Here is a 20385-nt window from a genome sequence, read left to right as displayed (position 1 = left end):
CTGGGCCTAGTTCCCAAAATTGTATCGAATGGTGAACCCTGTATTTATCGTTGTCTGCGGAAAGGCCGTGGAAACTGCAAACTGGGAAAAGGAATGGTCGTAGAAGAAGAGCGCGTTCAGGTTCTTATTGAGCGCATAATCTGCCGTAAATTTTATGGACAGGAGGTTCTGGCCAGAGGTAATCTGATTGTTGTCTATGTCCAAATTTCTAATGATGGTAATATTGTCCCTGAGGGTCACATCGGCCTTCAGGTTTAGATCGCCCTTTAGCCGCTGTTTTTCACCGCCGATATTGGTTACGATCTTCACGTCCTTGAACCGATAGCCCAATCCGACCGTATATTCCTTCCCATTGATTTCCGTCAAAAGGTTGTTGTCAAAGCTGAGTGAGAGCGCCCTATCGGTTCGGACTTCAGCGAGAACGCTCAAGGAATTTTTCATTTCAAAATCCACACGCATCAAGGGGTTAAACTGATCCGTAAGCACCACATTGTTTATAATGTTTTCCGGCAGGAAATTACCGGTTTCAGGGTCTATTGTGGTATTCTGCCGTTCCAGATTGGTTTGGAAGGAATTAATACTGTAGGAGGCCCTATACCCGTGACTTACGGAAAAACGTTTGAACTTCTTTTTGAACCACTTGTTCCGCATTAGTCCTGTATACTTAATGTTCCAGTTGGGAATGGGTATTTCCCTAAAGGCATCCAGGTTCACCCGATCCACATTTTGACCGGTATAGGCCGCAAAGAAAGCGGGCAGGAGCACATCCTGACTGGTCTTGCCATAACGCTCCGGAAAGCCATCGGCATCGACCACACCGGTGCCCTGGTTCCTATCGGCGATCAATCTGTTGGCAATGGTAATCCTGTTGCTCTTAAAAGTCTCAAAGGTTTCGGAATCGAATTCATCGCTTTTTCCAAAGGCCGTGCCGATCATCACCGTGGAGATACTGAAATTGCCAAAGGTATTCGGGGTCAGCGATATATATTCCCCGTTTTCTATATTGAAATTTTCCTGAAAGCTGCTCGAGGACTGTCGGTCTGCCACCAAATCTATAGTAAGGTCCGGAATGGGTTGGGCGGTGGCCGTTATATTCAATTGTCTGTTGGTCCGTTTTATAAACTGCTCGTTAAATTCGGGGAAGGTGGTCAACCATCCATTTCGGGCCGCCTCAAAACGCACATCGGCCTGGCTCCCGAAAATAAATCCGAAGGTGGGCCTTGTGGTCCCAATAAAACCGACGGACTGTGTGTATCCCGGTAGGACTGTCCCATTGCTTTCGTTATAGTTCACATTAACCCGTTTCACCATGGTCAACACATCCACTACGGTGTTAAAAAGACCGCTGGTCTTTCCTTTGGGTGCATTGCCTGCAGTCTGATCGGCCGGATTTCCGGCCTTGTCCCTTCGCACATTGGCGGTCGCCGCACCTTTACCGCTTCTTTTTTTCAATCCTATATAATCATAGAAACGTTGCATGCTAAGCGCTGCGGTCAGGTTATGCGTATTGGCATTCTGAACCGTACTGATGGAGACGTTTTCCTGTCCCGGGGTTTCCCGGATAACCTCGTTCAGGGCATCCCCTGCCCTTTGCCAATCAAAATTACTGGTATAGGTATACTGTGCATTGACAAAATCGAGGAAAGGTATTTTGTTCAATGGCAGTTCATAATTGATCTGCATCTGCTGTGAATGTCTGTTGGGTTCGCCTACGTCAAAGAAACCGTTCCAGATGTTAAGGCTGGGATCTATCAGGGAATTGGGGTTGCCCTCTTCCTCAAAATAGTTACGGACAATGTTGTTGTTGGATGCCGTTAGGTTTAGGCGCAGGGATCTCGTAATGCTATAATTCAACGCATATTGCCAATTAAAGAGGTAATTGCGCTGTTGTAGGAGCGGGAGCTCCAAGGCTTCCACGCCCGGCTCCAAAACATCCCTGAAACGCTGTTGATTGAAGGCGCGGTTAATATTTGAATTCACCGATACACTGGTGGGCAACAAATTAAAGTTCAACTCCTTGAGCCATTTCCAGTAGGCTCCCCTGAACAGGGAGTCTTTTTTGGCAAAGGGCTCCACTGAAACCGGCTTAAAATTGTGATTGTACACAAAACCGGTGACCACACTCTGGTCCCGTAAGCTCTCAATTTCAAAGTCGCGGTGATCGGTCTCGTTGTAGGAGTAGTTAAAGGTAAAGTTCTCGATATCGTAAAAATTGGCATCTGCCTCATCCCCTCTATTTTTTCGCACCCCTATGAGGTTAATACTGGTACGCTTGGTATAATCCTCGGCCTGTTCCTTTATGGTTTCGGCCTCCTCTGGGGTCGTTGCTGCGGCGATACGGTCGTCCAATTTAAGGTCGTCATAGACGGGGTCGAACTCGGGAGTGATCAACTGCTCCGATATCCCGTAGTTAAAGGGTATCTGAAGGCCCCACTTTTTGGGGAACAGTTGGCCCACGTTTATATTCGTGACCACATCATAAGAGATGGCATCCTCCCGCAAACGTTCATTGGGCATTTGGTCCAATGCGCCAAAGCCAGAAGTACTCCTACTGCCGGTAGCGGTTACATTGGCAAAATCCGCCATGTTGGCGTCAAGGGCTGCAACGGCGGCCCATCCCCCATTGTTGTCCAGACCGGCCAAGCGCAGTTCATTGTACCATACCTCTCCCCTAGCGGGCAGGTTATCTATATTCTTTACCCCCACCATCATACCGCGTATGCTTCCTAGCGAAGGATTACCCTGTATCCCGATACGTATTCTGCCCAAGGTCCTTGGGGCAAACTCATCTACCGGCACCACGGCTCCATCGATTACCTCGTAAAAATTAAGGTTGCTCAGATTCTGATTGGCTATGCCTTCGGTCTTTACCTTTCTCAGGTCTTCCAAGGAAATATCCAATTCGTTTACCTCGGGCCACACATCATCCGGGGAAGCGGCCCCAAACTGCGTAAACTGCAGGGGTAGTTCTATCTGATAGAAATTTTCGGAGAAATCCGTTCCGATCCGCAAAAAGCCGACCAGGGGGGTCTCATCGTCCACATAATCGCCTTCACTGATCTCCTCGGCGTGCATGAACATTTTCAGTTTTTCGTATTGGCGCACGTCTATATTGACATTCTTGAAAACCCCTCGGGAATCCTCAGGTTCCAAATTTTCGACCTTAACGGATAGCGACTGTTCGTTCTGCCGGATAATGGTATTGTTGTTGTTCAGCTGTTCCCGTACCACTCCGGGAGGAAGTACGTAGGGAATAGGTATCCGCGCATTGTTTTCTTCCACGTTCACTGCGTTTACGTCTACCACCGTGCCATCATCGGCTGGATCGTCCTCGTTGTTTTGTAGGGTCCTGGTATAGGTTCTCCAATCGCCCCGCACCAAATCCAAGGTAGCAAACCGCAGGACCACATCATCGTTGAAGCCTGTGAGGTACATCCGCATAAAGCTTATGGATCGGAAATCGGTAATGCCACCAATAGCATCGGTAAAATCGTTCAATGGAATCTTGTATTGGATCCAGCGTCGGTTTAACTGCGTTCCATTCTGCAAGGTGGGGGTGACCCCTTCCCTGATATCGGTCACGTATTGGTCGTCTATAGTGGTATTCGGACCTATGGGTATGCGATATTCGTAATAGCTGTTCACGGTATTCATGGTAAGGTCGCGGTCCACATCCTCTACATCGGGCAAGGTTGTTGAGCCCCTATCCGTATTGCTCACCGCTACCGGTGAATTTCCGTCGGTATTGTTAAAATCAAAGTAGCGTTCCAAAATACCACCTTCGCGGTTAAGATAGTATTGATAGTTGTCCAAAGCGGGATCCGGACCACCATTATTGGTATATATGGCCGCCTCATCCGCATCGTTCAAACCATCGAATCCAATATCCTGGAGGCCCCTATTGGTCTCATCCGCATCAAAGGCATAGACCAGGGATTGTGTAGACGGTACCCGTCCCCAAACCGTGGGCGCGGTGAGGTCGTTGCTGTTTACCCCGGGTAGACCGTTTTCGTACTGTTTTCTGCCATCCTGTAGGATATCCTCGGAAATATTCCCCAAATTGATAACCAGTTCACCCGTTGCGGTCGTTGTCCCGTCCACATAGGGGTCCAACACCCAAAACTGCACAAACTCCACGTTGGACTGCTCAAAATTGGTACTGCTCAGCGATCGCATGATACCTGCCCATTTTTCGTTGGGCTGTTCGCCGGGAAAGTTAGGGTTATCGTTGTATGGGCCCTTTTGATTGGGATAATAGGCAAGGTCCAAGGTATTCTGCACCGTGGTCTGCCCTTGGGCAATATCTACCTGGGGGAAAACCTCATCTATAAATATGCGTCGCGTCTCGTTTGTGGAAACATCGTTGTCACTTACTCCTGCGGGCCGTTGGTTCGTATAAAAAATTGGGTCTATGGTATACCATGCCATTTTGGCCCGTTCATATCCGGTTTCGAGGTCCGATTCCCCTTCGTCCAAAAATTCCAGAGGCGGACTGGCCAGTGCCCAGCCCAGGGAGGACCGTATGTCTATCAACGCTTGGGCGCCTTCAAAATCATCGATATAGGTGGTGGTCTCCCCTTGAAAATCCGCATTTTTGGGCGAATTGGGCTTTAAAAAAGCCACTTCTCCCCGTACCGACAAATTGGAGGGCACATCCGTATCTATATTGGGCAGTTTGTTTACCAGGCGTGTCAGAAAGGGAATCTCCGTTGAAAAATTTCCGTTTAGACCAAATATGGTGTTGTTCACCGGTTCTACCCCAAAGTTAGACTTTTGGGTAAGGGGTCTTTCATTGAGGTTTAAAAGTGTTCCGCCCAGGACAAAATTCTTATTGAATTGGTGTTCCACATTGATTCCTGTAAATCTCCGGGTCTGTTGCCCAAAAACGGCGTTGTTTTCCACGGAGATATTGATGGGGGTATTGGAGGCTTCCAAACTTGGGTCCAGGATCTGCACCGTACCCGCCTGATAATTTACCGTATAATCTATGCCCTCCTGCAGTTGTCGCCCCCCGGCGGTAACCCGTACCGAACCCCGTGGCACGTTGAACGCCCCTATGGGAATACCACTGCTGCCCTGGGATTTGTAACGCCCCTTGAGCAAAAATCTATTTTTCTCGGCATCCTGCAGAGACGCCGCTTTGGTCAAGGCATACAGGTTTCTGAAAACATATCGCTGCTGATTCTGGTTGTAGCCCTGATCGTTGTCCACGTCATAGATACCCCCGCCCAATAAATCGAACAGGAATTCCCCGAAGGGTTCCACTTTAGTAAATATGATGTTCCCCGATTGGGTATCAATGGTGATTCCAGGCACAAAGTCAAAAAAGCCATCACCTCCGGGTTGCACGTCATTGTAGACGTTTAAACGGTCCAAATTGAATACATCCAACAAAATACGATCTTCCAGGGGTACCGGACCGGTTACCGGAAACGGCTCCACAGGGGTAATATAATTTCTAGGTGTGGGATCTGAATAGAGGATATTCATTTTAAAATCTTCCTGGCTCAATTGAAAAGCACCAGTAGAGTATATGTTCTTCATCATCAGATCCCAAATGGGATCGCTGACATTGGTGATATTACTCTTGAGCAATTTCAGTACCAGGGTGTTGTTATTGATGATGGGATTTACCCCTGGTGCAACGGTGGTGGCATCTATGCTTCCGTTCGCGAATTCACCCACTTGGTACACTTCCCCATTAAAGGTGTATTGGTAGGCCACTGCAAGCACCTCATCATTGCTCAAACGCTGGTTTAGCGAAAGGTAGCCCAATTGGGTGTTGAACTGATAGTCCCTGCCCTGTTCCAACTTTCTGGCATTTTCCAGAATGGCGTAATCAAAGCCTTGGTTGGCCACGTATCCCGTGGATATATTAAATCCGTTGTCTACCGTGGCAATATCCCGGATGGCCTCGGTCAAAGCCCCTTCGGCAGAACCAATAAGTACCGGATCGTAGTCGTTGGCATTGTTACGGGGCAGGTTAAGGGTGCCGTTGAAAAAGCCCGCAGGATCTCCATTTTGCTGTCCTATCCTTGTTTGGGCGCTATTGGTTTCCCCCAAATCCTGAAGGGCGACCACATTTCGTACGTTCAGGGTCTGCTGGCTTCGGTTGGTGACCCATACCTCCAAGCGTGTAATCTGCACTTGGCTTCTAATGTAGGGATAGTTTTCCAGGGCCCCATCATATTGGTCCCTAAAGAACTGGGACAGGAAAAAGTGCCTGTCCTCATCATAGTCCAGGGCAGTAAGTTCAAAATCATTTATGGTACCGCCCCCCTGTGCCACAACCGTGTTGTTTTGTGAGCGTTGCTCAGAAAACACAGCGGTTACCGTAGTCTTTCCAAATTGCAACTGGGTCTTCACCCCAAAAAGGCTTTGGGCACCGGTGATCAAAGAACTGTTGAGCGGCATATTTACATTACCTACTTCTATCTTCCTAATGATATCATCTTCCGTTGGGGTATAATCCAGTTTTACCAGATTCTGGAAATCAAAGGTGGCCTCGGTATCGTAGTTCGCGGTGACCTGTAAGCGTTCCCCGATCTTTCCCAGCATGCTCAAGCTGATACGCTGATCAAAATCAAAGGACAAATTGGTACGGTTTCTTGGGGAAAGTGCAGGATTGTCGTTTTTCTGCCAAATAACCCCTAGATCCATGGCCACGGAACCCTGGGGAATGACTTCGATCGTGTTTCCCCCAAAAACGGATTCAAAAAAATTGTTGTTGACGTAAAAATTGGGCAATAGATTTTTCCTGGCCTCCTCACTTCCTGCCTTTTTACCGGCAAAAGCATCAATCTTTTCCTTGAAATAGGATTTCATGTCCTCCTTTCGCACCAGCTCCCTATACTGCTGAGGGGTAAGGATGATCGGGTAGCTTATATTGAAATCACCAACGCTTTCCGAATAGATATAGCGATCCAATTTGGGGTCATAGGTGTACTTGGAAACAATGCTGTTGGGGTTTTGTATAGCAATCCGGCCCAGGGCAAATCCTGTTTTCACGGAATCCGTTTCCTGTTCATTGGTTTCTTGGGCCAACGAAATCCGTGTTGTACCAAAAAAAATAATGGATAGGAAAAACAGCTTAAATAAAGATGATTTAAGAAATAATCTTGCCCCTGTTTTCAAACTTATTTACAAATTTTTAAGCGTGTATTTTATAATGTCCTCTACGCTTAGTGAAGTATCTTGGCTTAAAACCTTGTCAACAGCCTTTTCTGCTTGCTTTCTGGCAAATCCAAGAACCTCTAAAGCAGATAACGCTTCTTCTTTATTTGTATTGTTCGAAATGGTGGAAACTTCATCAATATCATAGATTTTTAAAACCTTGTCCTTAAGATCCAAAATTACCCTTTGCGCCGTTTTGGCACCGATACCCTTGATGGCCTGTATTGAGGGCACATCCCCGGAGGCGATCGCGTCCCTTATTTGGATGGGCGATAACGAGGAAAGCATGGTCCTGGCCGTGCTGGATCCTATGCCCGAAACGGAAAGCAATAACCTAAAAATCTCCCGTTCCGACCTTTCCGAAAAACCGAACAGGGTATGGGAATCTTCCTTGACCTGCAGGTGGGTAAACAACTGTATGTTTTCTACATCCTCCAATTTTGAGAACGTATGGAGGGAGATATTCACAAAATACCCTACTCCGCCGCATTCAATGATGACATAGGTTGGATTTTTTTCGACTAGTTTTCCCTTTAAATGGGTAATCATATGGTTGATGGTTTAAGGTTGATGGTTCAAGGTTCAAGGTTTAAGGTTTAAGAGTGAATCACTTTTTATTGTTTATTGTTCACTGCCAAATATAATGCATCGTGATATACGCTAAGCGCCAAGCACATTGCCCATTCATAATTCATAATTCAACATTCAACACCTAACACTGCCTACTGTTTCCGGTTCAAGGTTCAAGGTTTCAGGTTTCAGGTTTCAGGTTTCAGGTTTCAGAGTGAATCACTTTTTATTGTTCACTGCCCACTGTTTACTGCTTACTGCCAACTGTTCACTGCCTACTGCCTACTGCCTACTGCCTACTGCCCACTGATACTCATTCAAAATTCAAGATTGGCATTGTTTATTGATAATTGTTAATTGTTAATTGTCCATTGTATCATTTATACCCCAGTTTGGCCTTTTTACGCTTTTCCCGTTCTTGGGAATCGATTACGGCAACAGCGGTCATATTCACCATTTCGTCCACGCTGGCGCCCAGTTGAAGGATATGGACCGATTTTCTGAGCCCTACCATAATGGGCCCTATGGAATCGGCCTTGTTCAATTCCTTGAGCAGTTTATAGGTGATATTGGCAGATTCAAGATTGGGAAAAATCAATGTATTCACTTTCTTGCCCGCCAATTTGGAAAAAGGGAATTGTCCTTGATGGAGTTCCTTGTTCAGGGCAAAATCGGTCTGTATCTCGCCGTCCACCACAATGTTGGGGCAATGCTCGTGCAAAATCTTTGCCGCTTCCCGAACTTTTCTTGCGTGTGGATGGGATGAGGAGCCAAAGTTGGCATACGACAGTAGGGCCATTACCGGCTTAAAACCAAAGGTGGTCGCTACATTGGCCGTCATTTGCGCAATTTCTGCGATCTCTTCCCCATTGGGGTCAATATTAATGGAGGTATCTGCCAAAAACAAGGGTCCCCTATTGGTGATCATGATATTGACCGTGGCCACTTTTTTCACCCGTGAGGCGCGTCCTATAACCTCCAAAATAGGTTTTACTACAGTTGGATAGGCCCTGGAGTACCCGGAGATCATGCCGTCCGCATCACCTTCGGAAACCATCATGGCGCCAAAATAGTTTCGCTCGTGCATTTTTATTCGGGCACCGTACAAGGTAACTCCGCTTCTTCTCCTGTTCTTCCAATACTTTTTGGCGTATTGCTGTCTCTTTTCCCTAGCCTCTTCTGCATTGGGATCTATTATCGGGATATCGGCATCGAACTCCAGTTCCTTCTTAAGTTCCTGAATAACCTCCTTGTTCCCCAATAAAATGGGATTTGCAATTCCTTCCTCGTGTGCAATTTGGGCCGCTTTGAGCACGTCTAGCTGATCTGCCTCGGCAAAGACTATCTTTTTTATGCCCATTTTGGCCCTGTTGTGGAGCAGGCGAACAATCTTGTTATCGCTCCCCAAGCGTTGTAGAAGCGCTTCCTTATACCCATCCCAATCCTCGATAGGTTCTTTGGCCAACCCGCTCTCCATGGCCGCCCTTGCTACCGCTGGAGGAATTTCCGCTATGAGTCGCGGATCAAAGGGTTTGGGTATAATATAGTCCTTGCCAAAGGTAAGTCTGGTCTCCCCATAGGCAATATTTACCTGTTCCGGCACGGGTTCCTTGGCCAGGGCGGCCAGGGCCTTTACGGCCGCCATTTTCATCGCTTCGTTTATTTTGGTGGACTTTACGTCCAAAGCACCCCTAAAAATGAAGGGGAATCCCAAAACGTTGTTTACTTGGTTGGGGTGATCGGAACGTCCTGTGGCCATAATGATATCCTTCCTCGTATTACAGGCCAGGCCATAGGCAATCTCCGGATCCGGATTTGCCATGGCAAAAACAATGGGGTCATCGGCCATGGCGGTCAGCATATCGGGCGTAACAATATCGGCCCTGGATAGTCCTATGAACACATCGGCATCCTTCATGGCCTGATCTAGGCTGTCAATTTTTCTAGTGGTCGCAAACTCCAACTTTTCCTTGCTCAGTTGTGGCCTGTCCTTGCGAATGACTCCTTTGCTATCCAGCATGACAATATTGCTGCCCTTGGCCCCGAAAGCTTTGTACAAGCGCGTACACGAAATCGCAGCGGCTCCGGCACCACTGACCACGATACGTACTTTTTCTATCTGTTTTCCCGCAATTTCAAGGGCGTTAAGCAAAGCTGCGGCAGAAATAATAGCGGTGCCGTGCTGATCGTCGTGCATGACGGGAATATCCAATTCCTCCACCAATCTTCGTTCTATTTCAAAAGCTTCTGGTGCCTTGATATCCTCTAGGTTAATGCCTCCAAAAGTTGGCGCTATGATCTTTACCGTTTCCACAAATTTATCTACGTCCTTGGTATCCAATTCTATATCAATCCCATCGATATCCGCAAAGATCTTGAACAAAAGGCTCTTCCCTTCCATTACCGGCTTGGCCGCTTCCGGGCCAATATCTCCTAAGCCCAAAACAGCGGTACCATTGGAGATTATGGCTACAATATTTCCCTTGGCGGTATATTTATAAACATTGCGCGGGTCCTTTGCTATTTCCAGGCAGGGTTCTGCCACCCCAGGAGAGTAGGCAAGTGCCAGATCGCGCTGTGTGGCATAGGGTTTGGTAGGCACGATCTTGATTTTTCCGGGTTGAGGCTTGCTGTGATAATCCAAAGCCTCCCTCGTGTTTTTTTGTTTGCTCATTACCGCTGGGTTTAAGTGACAAATTTAAATTTATTATTGGTATTACCTTAAAACTATTCCAGTATTAGGTCGTTAAATATAAGTAACCCCTTATCCTGCCATGAAAAAAAGCACCGGCCGGGCCGATGCTTTTTCGATACATTTTTTTATTCTGTTATACTACAAGAAAGATCCCACAACAATAGCGGTCACTAAGAGCAATATAATGGCCAAATACCGATAGTTTTTGTACCAGGGTACCGCCTTGAGCTCTTCCGTTTCCTGTGTAAACAGTTCTTTCTTATAAGTGTACTCCGCAACCTTGTCTTCCGGGGGCGGAGCGGTAGCCAAGCTTACCACAACATGTATGACCACGGTGGTCAAAAAGAGGAGATTGGCTTTCCCTAAAAAGTGGATCTCATTGATATAGGGCGATATATCAAAAACCGCCGATAAGATCATAAATATGGCAAGGACACCTCCGCAAAGCAAGCTTACAATAGCTCCGGTACCGTTGGCCCGTTTCCAAAAAAGTCCCAGTACAAATGCGGTTACCACAGGCGGACTCGTGAAGGCGATGACCAACTGCAGGTAGGTCCATAAGGAATCGCTTACCCGTTCTATAAAAGGAACCCACGAGGAGGCCAAAATCACCAACACAATGGTGGCTATCTGTCCTACCCTCACCAATTGCTTGCTGGTGAGTTCCGGTTTTAATTTTTTTACAAAATCCATCGTAATCAGCGTTGAAGCCGAATTAAAGGTCGCCGATACGGAAGACATCATGGCCGCGAGAAGACCTGCCACCACCAGTCCCAAGATCCCTGTAGGCAATAATTGAAACAACAGTACCGGATAGGTAAGGTTGGGACAATCGGAGATGTTCTCACAGATTTCGCCTCCTGGTAGCGGATAATTCAAGGAAGAGATATCCAAGGTATTAAACAGCAACAGGGCCAGGACACCGGGAACTATCATGATAAAAATCACGGGAAGCTTTAGGAGTCCGGCGAACAAGGCGCCCCATCTTCCGTGGTCCAAGTCCTTTGCGCCCAAAACACGCTGCACCATAAATTGGTTGGTTACCCAAAAATAGAAGGCCAGTAAGGGTACCCCGGTGAGCAGGCCCCACCAAGGCATAAATTCGTCATTATCTGGCCGGACCAGACTGAATACCTCGCCCGAATTGGCCGGGATAAATTTTCCTTCGGCCGCCCTATCCCCAAAATTGACATCTCCGGAGGCCAACAAGGCGTCCAATTTGGTCATCATGCCGTTCCATCCACCACCCAATTCTTCAAAAGCGAAATAGGTGAGCAAACAAGAACCAATGATTAACAGTACCGCTTGGATTACCTCGGTCTGTATTACCGAATTCAGTCCCCCGGGAATGGTATAGGCCGCGGCGGCCACTGCCAATAGAATGATAATGGTGGTGCTGCTGATCTCCGGGAAAAGCAGTTTCAAAACAATACTACCTACATAAAGCGCGGCAGCCGTATCTACCAATACATTGGCGACAATGGTAACAAAGGAAAAGTAATAGCGTGATCTATGGTCATATCGTCTTTCCAAGAATTCCGGCATGGTATACACCCCCGATCGCAGATAAAAGGGCAGGAAGAAAATAGCGAAGAAAATAAGGATAACAACGGCAAACCATTCGTAGTTGTACACGTTGATATTGGTCTGAAAGGCATCCGAGGCCAACCCTACCAGCGTGGAGCTGGAGATGTTCGCCGAAAAAAGCGCGATACCCACAATGGGCCAGGTCATTGTTCTACCCCCTAAAAAATAATCCTCGGAACTGCTTCTTTTGGATTTTGAAATTCCGTAGATAACGATACCTACCAGATACACAAGAATGACAACGAGGTCCAAGGTTTCCAATCCGCCCATGATTCAATAAAGTTTAGTTAGTTTAGTTTTTTGTAAAATTTTGTTTCCTTTCCAATTCCTGACCCAATTGTTTGTCATTATACAAACTTTTATGGGCTGTTTTTGAGGAATTCACAAAACCGTACAGCTCACCAATATAGTGTATTTAATTTTTTCTTAAAAAAAACTTAACATGAAAATACCCTTGGGGATAAACGAAATCGATGTAGTAGTGGAAGGGCTTACTTTAGAAAGTGGATATTGCGCTTTAAACCTTGGTATTTGGTGCGTTTTACGGCCGATTTTTGAAACACTTTTTTAAAGACCTCCTCTGTAATCTCTTCCCAATCGGCCTTGGTCATGGACAACAGTTCGGGCTGTGGATTAAAAAGCGGTTCGTTGTGGGGCTTGGAAAAACGGTTCCATGGACAGACGTCCTGACACACATCACAACCAAACATCCAGTCGTCAAAACTTCCCTTCATCGTGTTGGGAATTTCATCCTTGAGCTCAATGGTAAAATAGGAAATGCACTTGCTCCCGTCCACCACATAGGGCTCCACAATGGCCTGTGTGGGACAGGCATCCAAACATGCGGTACAGGTACCGCAATGGTCCGTAACCGGCGTATCGTATTCCAATTCCAGGTCTATGATCAGTTCGGCAATAAAATAAAAGGAGCCCACTTGTTGGGTAAGCAGATTGCTGTGTTTTCCCATCCATCCCAGACCGCTCTTGGCCGCCCAGGCCTTATCGAGCACTGGCGCCGAATCCACAAAGGCCCTGCCCTGTACCTCCCCGATCTCTTCCGATATAAATTCCTGAAGTGCCTGTAATTTTGATTTTATGACGTGATGGTAATCTTGGCCGTATGCATATTTGGAAATTTTATAGGCGTCTTCCGTTTGGGCTTGGCCAGGATAGTAGTTCAGGAGCAACGAAACCACCGATTTGGCACCATCTACCAGCAATCTGGGATCCAAGCGTTTGTCGAAATGGTTTTCCATATAGCCCATCTCGCCATGCATCCCTTGTTGTAACCATTGCTCCAAACGCGGGGCCTCCTCCTCCAAAAAATTGGCCTCGGAAACACCACACGACAAAAAACCGAGGCGTTTTGCTTCGGTTTTTATCAGCTTGGTATGTTTTGCCTTTACCTCCAACACCTTGACCCTGGCAATACTTTAATCACAGACCACGGACCCATGGCGAAGGTACAAATCTAATGCGACACTGGGCCAAGCGGCTCCCCAACCGATCAATTTCCGGTCTCGGGACCGATCTTGGTGGCCATCTCGCTTATGGCATTGGCCGGAAAACCCCCTTTCTTTGCATGTTCCAGGATGGCTTCCTTGTTCTTGGCCCTGTACACACAATATACCTTATCATCGGTAACATAGCTGTGCATCCATTGGATACCAGGACCCATCTGGGCGAGCACTTCGTTGGACTTCTGAGAGATTCCCTTGAGCTCCTCTTCCGATAAATTGCCCGCATTTGGAATTTCACGTTCAATTACAAAGGTCTTCATAGGCTGCTTCGATTGCTGTTCCTGGGCAAAAGTGCCCTGTGCACTGAACAGCACCAACACGCATACGAGTTGGCATAAATTGATTGTTTTCATCATCCTTGCTTTTAGATATTTGACTCCTCCAAAACTAGAGCGTTCCGGTTAGGAATACTGTAACGAATGGTTCCGATTCTAAGAGAAACCGTGCAGCCTTAGGTGAAATGTTTACGATAGGCCATGGGTTGTAGGCCAAATCGCTCTTGAAAGCATTTGGTGAAATAGGACGGACTGCTAAAGCCGGAATCAAAAGTAGTTTGTGCAATATTTCGATCGGTCCGCATCAGGGCCAGGGATTTTTGTAGCCTGTATTCCCTTAGCAGTTCATTCGGAGACTTTCCGGTAAGTTCGGTGCTCTTGCGATATAATTTGGACTTGCTCATGGACATTTGTTCGCAAAACTCCCCAACACCGAATTGCGGATCGCTCCAATTTTTGAAAAGTGTTTCCATAAGCAACTGCAAGAAGTTTTCATCGCTAGGGCCGATACACTTAAGTTGTTGATGTTGTGATATCCCTTGGGGACCATCGTCCTTGTAGATTTCCCGAATAATGGAAGCCATCACAATTTGGTTTTCGCCCCCCAGCTTACAGAGGTATCTGGCCATATTTACCGTATCCCCAAAAAGTTCCGGGCTTTTGGATACGGGCATTCCGGCGTTCAGTCCCATGCGCAGGCCTATGAGTTCTCCGGCCACATGCAAGCCCTTCATCACGGCCACGGCACAGGAAACGGCCTGGGTTACGGACACGAAGGAAGCAATAAATCCCTGTCCCTTTAATTCCACTTCCCTGCCCTCGTATTGGTGCAGTTGCGCACGCATAATTTCGTGGTACAGGGCGGTCAGATGTTGCGCCTTTTCCTTGCCCATTTTATGGCTTAACAGTCCCATATCCATCGTCTCCGTAACAAGAATGATACGGAAAGCGGGGTCGTTAAAAACTTTTAGATCGGGATCCTCCGGACTGTAATACGCTTCGGGGTCTTGGATCCTGCCCAAAAAGGCTTCGACCACATTGCTGTTCACTTGTAGAATTTCGTGCGGTATCAATCCGTGGGCACTGTTGTGCATTTTTTCAACAGCTTCCTTGTTGGGCGCATCGATCAGGCAAAAAGCATTGCCTCTTTCCTCATCTACCCAGTAGGTCATACAGCGGCAACCAAATTTATCCTGCACCCTTAGGTCTTCCCTATGGGCTTCTGCGGCATTCTTGGCTTCTATACCAGGAACAATATGTCTGTCCATAAAGATGGGCATGCTTGGTACGCTTTAGTTGCAATTTTGGTTCATTGCGCCTGCAATTCTTATAAAATTACGCATCTCAATAGAAGAAAATGGCATTTTTGGATCAAAGAATGTCAAAAACCGTTCAAAAAAGGTTGTGGATGAGAGCAATACAGTGGCAAGATCTGCTCAAAAAAGCCCTTCTTGCTTCCCACCTAAGAGTTTGCCAAGATGTTTATAGGCCAGTTCGGTAACTTCCCTGCCCCGCGGCGTGCGCATGATAAAACCTTGCTGGATCAAAAAGGGCTCGTAGACCTCCTCTATGGTCTCGGCACTTTCAGAAACGGCCGTGGCCAGGGTGGTGATTCCTACGGGACCGCCTTTGAATTTGTCGATGATGGTGCTCAGGATCTTATTGTCCATTTCATCCAGGCCATGGGCATCTACGTTCAGCGCATTGAGCCCAAATTTGGAGATTTTCATATCAATATTTCCGTTGCCCTTGATCTGGGCAAAATCCCGAACCCGTCTTAGAAGCGCATTACATATTCTGGGGGTACCCCTGCTCCGTCCGGCAATTTCAATAGCAGCGTCATCGGTAATGGGTACTTTTAGAATGTCGGCACTGCGCAGTACGATGGTAGATAACAGTTCGGTGGAATAATATTGCAATCGACTTTGTATCCCAAACCTTGCCCTCATGGGCGCGGTTAAAAGACCCGATCGCGTGGTGGCCCCGATCAGGGTAAAGGGGTTCAGATTAATCTGTACCGATCGGGCATTCGGGCCCGTCTCGATCATGATATCGATCTTATAGTCCTCCATGGCCGAATACAGGTACTCTTCCACAATGGGACTAAGCCGATGAATCTCATCTATGAACAGCACATCCCGTTCCTGTAGGTTGGTCAACAAGCCTGCAAGGTCGCCCGGTTTATCCAAGACTGGTCCCGAGGTAATCTTGATTCCTACGCCAAGTTCATTGGCCAAAATATGGGCCAGGGTGGTTTTACCCAAACCTGGGGGGCCATGGAACAGCGTATGATCTAGGGCTTCATCCCGTAAATTGGCCGCCTGTACAAAGACCTTTAAATTTTCCAACACTTGTTCCTGTCCGGTAAAGTCATCAAAGGAAATAGGCCGCAGGGCCCTTTCCATATCGAGCTCTTCGGAAGAAAAATTGTCGGAAGTGGGATCAAGGTTCTCGTTCATACTACGACAAAGATAACTGAAAAAGCGTCTCTTTGTAACTGACTTTGGATATTCCCGTTCGGGTTCGCTTCCGATTGTGTTCCTTTTAAGGGAAACGCATTTTTTTCACTTAAAAATTTGTACTTTTTACCTATGCTAAAGACTACCTATTCCCCAGGGACACTACAGTATATTCCGTTCTATTATGTCATCTGGTCGGACAACCTGCTTTCGGCCTCGGAGATCGCTGTTGTAAAAAAGACCGTGGAGGAGGATGCGGCACTTACCGAAACGGACAAAGCCACGCTGACCTCCTGGTTGGACAAAAAAAATCCGCCACCGAACGGCGAACTCAAACGTTGGAAGCAGACCATCTCCCGGGCCGGGGTAAAATTGGTGGAAAGCGACACCTATCCTTTGGCCACCTTCAGCCAAAAAATGGTCTGCAACTACCAGACTGAATGCCCTTTTAACAACCACCTGAAACATATTGAGGTAAACCTGGGCATACAACCCAATCACTACAACCACCTGTTCGATGTGGAGGTCGTTCATGAAAAGACATCACGCTACTACAGTGCCAGCACCCTGGATGCCATTTTAAAGGGCGATAATGCCAACGCCATAGACTCTTTCAGAAAGGCCATGGTCCATCCGCTGTTTCAGTGGGAAATTAAACGGGACAAAGAAGCGTTCCGGCAAAAAACCCTGGAACAAGTACAGCATTTGGCCGCTCAGGGATACGGTGCCATGGCCTACCCGGAAGCCTATGGCGGAAGTGGAAACATGGACGCATACGCCGCTGTTTTCGAAAACCTAATGTATGTTGATGGCAGTCTTACGGTAAAATTTGGCGTACAATTCGGGTTGTTTGGGGGAAGCATCCAGAAATTGGGCACTAAAAAACACCACGACCGCTACCTTACAGCAACGGGACAGGCCAAACTATTGGGTTGCTTTGCCATGACGGAAACCGGACATGGCTCCAATGTCAGGGGTATCAAAACAACGGCCACCTACGTAAAGGACACCGACAGTTTGGTCATCCAAACACCGGGCAGCAACGATAACAAAGAATACATTGGCAATGCCCTGCACGCTACCATGGCCTCTGTCTTTGCACAATTGATCGTAAACGGAAAAAATGAAGGCGTCCACGCCCTATTGGTGCCCATACGCAATGAAGCAGGGGAACTTATGGAAGGCGTTACCATTGAGGACAATGGATATAAACTGGGACTGAACGGGGTGGATAACGGAAAGATCTGGTTTAAGCAAGTACGCGTACCCCGTGAAAATTTATTGAACAAATACGGCGAGATTGGCGATGACGGCAACTATCGGTCCGACATCAAAAATCCGAACAAGCGCTTTTTTACCATGCTGGGCACTTTGGTAGGCGGTAGGATCTGTGTGGCCAAGGGCTCGCTTAGCGGAGCTAAAATGGCGCTTGCCATTGCGGTAAGGCATGCCTTGCAGCGCAGACAGTTCAATGATAGCATTAAGGTGCAGGAAGATCTGATCATGGATTACCCCACCCACCAACTTCGACTTACCCCAGGGGTAGCAAAGTCCTATGTGTATCATGTTACCTTGAATCATATGATGCAGGTATACAGCGATGACAGCAATACCGACAAACGTAAGGTTGAGACCCAGGCGGCCGGTCTAAAGGCTATTATCACCTGGTTTGCCAATGAAACCATCCAAGAATGTAGGGAAGCCTGTGGCGGAAAGGGTTATTTGTTGGAGAACCGCATTGCCGATCTTAAGAACGATGTGGACATTTTCACCACCTTCGAAGGGGACAATACCGTGCTGCTGCAGTTGGCGGCCAAGGGTGTACTGTCCGATTTTAAGGCCGAATTCAACAGTGCCGGTTTTTCAGCGGTGCTCAAGCTATTGGGTACGCGATTGAGTGATAGAATAGCGACCATCAACCCAGTGTATTCCAACAAGGTGGACAAGGAACATCTCTACAACCCTAAATTCCACCAACACGCCTTCAACTTTAGAACCCGAAGGCTCACCTATACCCTGGCCATGCGTATCCGCGATTATATCAAAAAAGGGGTGCCCTCGTATCAGGCCTTCCTTAAGGTGCAGACCCATTTGCTAGCGTTAGGCAAAGCCTACAGCTGTGAATTGGCCTATAACACCTATATGGATTTTTCCCATACCATTGATGACGAAAAGCACCGACTCTTGTTCCAGAAAATGGGGACACTTTATGCTTTGGATGAAATCAAACAGGACGCCACCTGGTTTTTGGAGCGTGGTTATTTGGGCGGCACCAAATCCAAGGCCATTCAGCAACGGGTAGAGCGCTTGTGCACCGAACTGCGGCCGCATATCGAAGTGTTGGTGGAGGGTTTTGGCATACCGGAGTCTTGCCTTACGGCTCCCATTGCCCAATAGTCTACTTTCCTTTCAATGCGTCTGTAGGTTTGGGCACGTAATGTCCCTTGCCACCGGCCCGATCATCGTTGAAACTTGTAGGAATATCATCGGCCTGGGTACGCTCGTCCCAAGTGATATGCTGGGTGCCATCGTCGCGTTGCACCATGGTGATGCACTCTTCCACCGGACAAACCAAAGCGCATAGGTTACAACCCACGCAGTTTTCCTCAATAATTGACGGGATCCGAACGGTCCGATCCTCGGATAAGGCGATGGCCTGATGCGCTCCATCATCGCAAGCAATATAGCAGAGCTCGCAACCCACGCATTTATCCGAATTGATCTCGGCAACCACCTTGTGTTTTAGGTTCAGATGTTTCCACTCCGTCACATTGGGCAAGGCCTTACCGGCAAAATCGTATATCGTGTTATATCCTTTATCATCCATAAACTGGCGTAAACCCGCCTCCATTTCGCGAACAATACCGAACCCATAGTGCATCACGGCCGTACAGACCTGTACCGAAGTGGCTCCCAACAAAATGAACTCTACCACATCCCGCCAGGTTTCTACACCACCAATGCCCGAAATAGGGACTTTTGAAATTTCCGGATGCTGGGCCAATTCCCGAATCATGTGCATGGCAATGGGCTTGACCGCTGGGCCGCAATAGCCTCCGTTGGTGCCTTTACCATCAACCACGGGAAGAGGGGCGTAGGTATCCAGATCAATGCCCACAATGCTCTTTATGGTATTGATCAGGGAAATGGCATCGGTGCCACCCTGATAGGCCGCCAATCCCGGATCTGTAATTTCAGAGATATTCGGGGTAAGTTTTGTAATCACCGGGATATTGGCCGCTTCGGTTACCCAACCCACTATGGTCTTCAACACTTCGGGCTCTTGCCCTACGGCCGAACCCATGCCCCGTTCGCACATACCGTGGGGGCAACCAAAATTCAGTTCAATGCCGTCGGCCCCAGCATTTTCCACATCTTTTATGATCTGCTCCCATTCGGTCTTGCTTTCTACCATGAGGGAGGCAATTACGGCGTGGTCCGGGAAGTATTTCTTCACTTCTTCAATTTCGAGAAGGTTATCCACCAAGGGCCTGTCCGTAATCAGTTCTATATTGTTAAAACCCATCATTCGGGTGTCCCGGTAATTTACGGATCCATAACGGCTAGATACGTTCACAACGGGCACGCCCAGTGTTTTCCATACCGCTCCACCCCATCCGGCATCAAAGGCCTTCATAATCTGATAGCCCGAATTGGTGGGCGGTGCCGAGGCCAACCAAAAGGGGTTCGGTGCTTTAATGCCTGCAAAATCTATTGATAAATCTGCCATGTCTTTGTTCTTAATTATGGGTTAACAGTTAAGAATTATGAATGTTGAATTATGAGTTACGAATGTTGAGTTATGAGTTATGGGTTCAGTGTTTAGCATTTTAAATTAAAAATTCTCAATTCTACATTCTCAATTCTACATTCTCAATTCAACATTCCCAATTCTACATTCCCTATTCTACATTCTCAATTCAACATTCTCAATTCAACATTCTCAATTCAACATTCTCAATTCAACATTCTCAATTCAACATTCTCAATTCAACATTCCCAATTCTACATTCCCAATTCTACATTCCCAATTCAACATTCTCAATTCAACATTCTCAATTCAACATTCTCAATTCAACATTCCCAATTCTACATTCCCAATTCTA

10 protein-coding genes are annotated in these 20385 nt (G+C 47.3%); 1 reads left to right on the top strand and 9 read right to left on the bottom strand.

Going from position 1 to position 20385, the window contains the following annotated elements; genetic code table 11:
- Window positions 1–6 precede the first annotated feature (6 nt).
- The 8 genes from sov to ruvB all read right to left on the bottom strand — a co-directional run bounded on the left by sov (window position 7) and on the right by ruvB (window position 16279).
- Window positions 7–7134, bottom strand: coding sequence for a T9SS outer membrane translocon Sov/SprA (gene sov, locus ACRD67_RS04030; RefSeq protein WP_430965750.1), 7128 nt, complete (start codon window positions 7132–7134; stop codon window positions 7–9).
- 6 nt (window positions 7135–7140) lie between these two features.
- Window positions 7141–7722 (bottom strand): Holliday junction branch migration protein RuvA, encoded by a 582-nt coding sequence (ruvA, locus tag ACRD67_RS04025; protein ID WP_430965749.1) that lies wholly within the window; start codon window positions 7720–7722, stop codon window positions 7141–7143.
- A 397-nt stretch (window positions 7723–8119) separates the two neighbouring features.
- On the bottom strand, window positions 8120–10417 hold the full coding sequence (locus ACRD67_RS04020; protein WP_430965748.1) for an NADP-dependent malic enzyme: 2298 nt from the start codon (window positions 10415–10417) through the stop codon (window positions 8120–8122).
- 159 nt (window positions 10418–10576) lie between these two features.
- Complete coding sequence (locus tag ACRD67_RS04015; protein ID WP_430965747.1) at window positions 10577–12295, bottom strand: sodium:solute symporter; 1719 nt, start codon at window positions 12293–12295, stop codon at window positions 10577–10579.
- A gap of 221 nt (window positions 12296–12516) precedes the next feature.
- Window positions 12517–13437: a tRNA epoxyqueuosine(34) reductase QueG gene (queG, locus tag ACRD67_RS04010; protein WP_430966183.1), complete on the bottom strand. Its 921-nt coding sequence runs from the start codon at window positions 13435–13437 to the stop codon at window positions 12517–12519.
- A gap of 95 nt (window positions 13438–13532) precedes the next feature.
- Window positions 13533–13901, bottom strand: a complete 369-nt coding sequence (locus tag ACRD67_RS04005; protein ID WP_430965746.1) for a DUF4242 domain-containing protein — start codon at window positions 13899–13901, stop codon at window positions 13533–13535.
- A gap of 95 nt (window positions 13902–13996) precedes the next feature.
- A complete protein-coding gene (locus tag ACRD67_RS04000; RefSeq protein ID WP_430965745.1) occupies window positions 13997–15100 on the bottom strand; it encodes a nickel-binding protein in 1104 nt (367 codons plus the stop codon).
- A gap of 156 nt (window positions 15101–15256) precedes the next feature.
- Window positions 15257–16279 (bottom strand): Holliday junction branch migration DNA helicase RuvB, encoded by a 1023-nt coding sequence (gene ruvB / locus ACRD67_RS03995; protein WP_430965744.1) that lies wholly within the window; start codon window positions 16277–16279, stop codon window positions 15257–15259.
- 132 nt (window positions 16280–16411) lie between these two features.
- Here ruvB and ACRD67_RS03990 point away from each other — a divergent pair, with 132 nt between their 5' ends.
- Window positions 16412–18676, top strand: a complete 2265-nt coding sequence (locus ACRD67_RS03990) for an acyl-CoA dehydrogenase family protein (RefSeq protein ID WP_430965743.1) — start codon at window positions 16412–16414, stop codon at window positions 18674–18676.
- A gap of 1 nt (window position 18677) precedes the next feature.
- On the opposite strand, the gene preA is transcribed toward ACRD67_RS03990, so the two are convergent.
- Complete coding sequence (gene preA / locus ACRD67_RS03985) at window positions 18678–20009, bottom strand: NAD-dependent dihydropyrimidine dehydrogenase subunit PreA (protein WP_430965742.1); 1332 nt, start codon at window positions 20007–20009, stop codon at window positions 18678–18680.
- Between the last annotated feature and the right edge of the window lie 376 nt (window positions 20010–20385).

The organism is Eudoraea algarum (assembly GCF_050589645.1).
GTDB lineage: Bacteria > Bacteroidota > Bacteroidia > Flavobacteriales > Flavobacteriaceae > JBNGOQ01.
The sequence above is the reverse complement of the archived record's forward strand: the minus strand, read 5'-3'. Positions and strand labels throughout refer to the sequence as shown.

Bases quoted from the DNA above. Each gene is read 5' to 3' on its own strand.
- ACRD67_RS03990 (WP_430965743.1), top strand. From the start codon at position 16,412: ATGCTAAAGACTACCTATTCCCCAGGGACACTACAGTATATTCCGTTC.
- ACRD67_RS04000 (WP_430965745.1), bottom strand. From the start codon at position 15,100: ATGCCCATCTTTATGGACAGACATATTGTTCCTGGTATAGAAGCCAAG.
- preA (WP_430965742.1), bottom strand. From the start codon at position 20,009: ATGGCAGATTTATCAATAGATTTTGCAGGCATTAAAGCACCGAACCCC.
- ruvA (WP_430965749.1), bottom strand. From the start codon at position 7,722: ATGATTACCCATTTAAAGGGAAAACTAGTCGAAAAAAATCCAACCTAT.
- ACRD67_RS04015 (WP_430965747.1), bottom strand. From the start codon at position 12,295: ATGGGCGGATTGGAAACCTTGGACCTCGTTGTCATTCTTGTGTATCTG.
- ACRD67_RS04020 (WP_430965748.1), bottom strand. From the start codon at position 10,417: ATGAGCAAACAAAAAAACACGAGGGAGGCTTTGGATTATCACAGCAAG.
- ACRD67_RS04005 (WP_430965746.1), bottom strand. From the start codon at position 13,901: ATGATGAAAACAATCAATTTATGCCAACTCGTATGCGTGTTGGTGCTG.
- ruvB (WP_430965744.1), bottom strand. From the start codon at position 16,279: ATGAACGAGAACCTTGATCCCACTTCCGACAATTTTTCTTCCGAAGAG.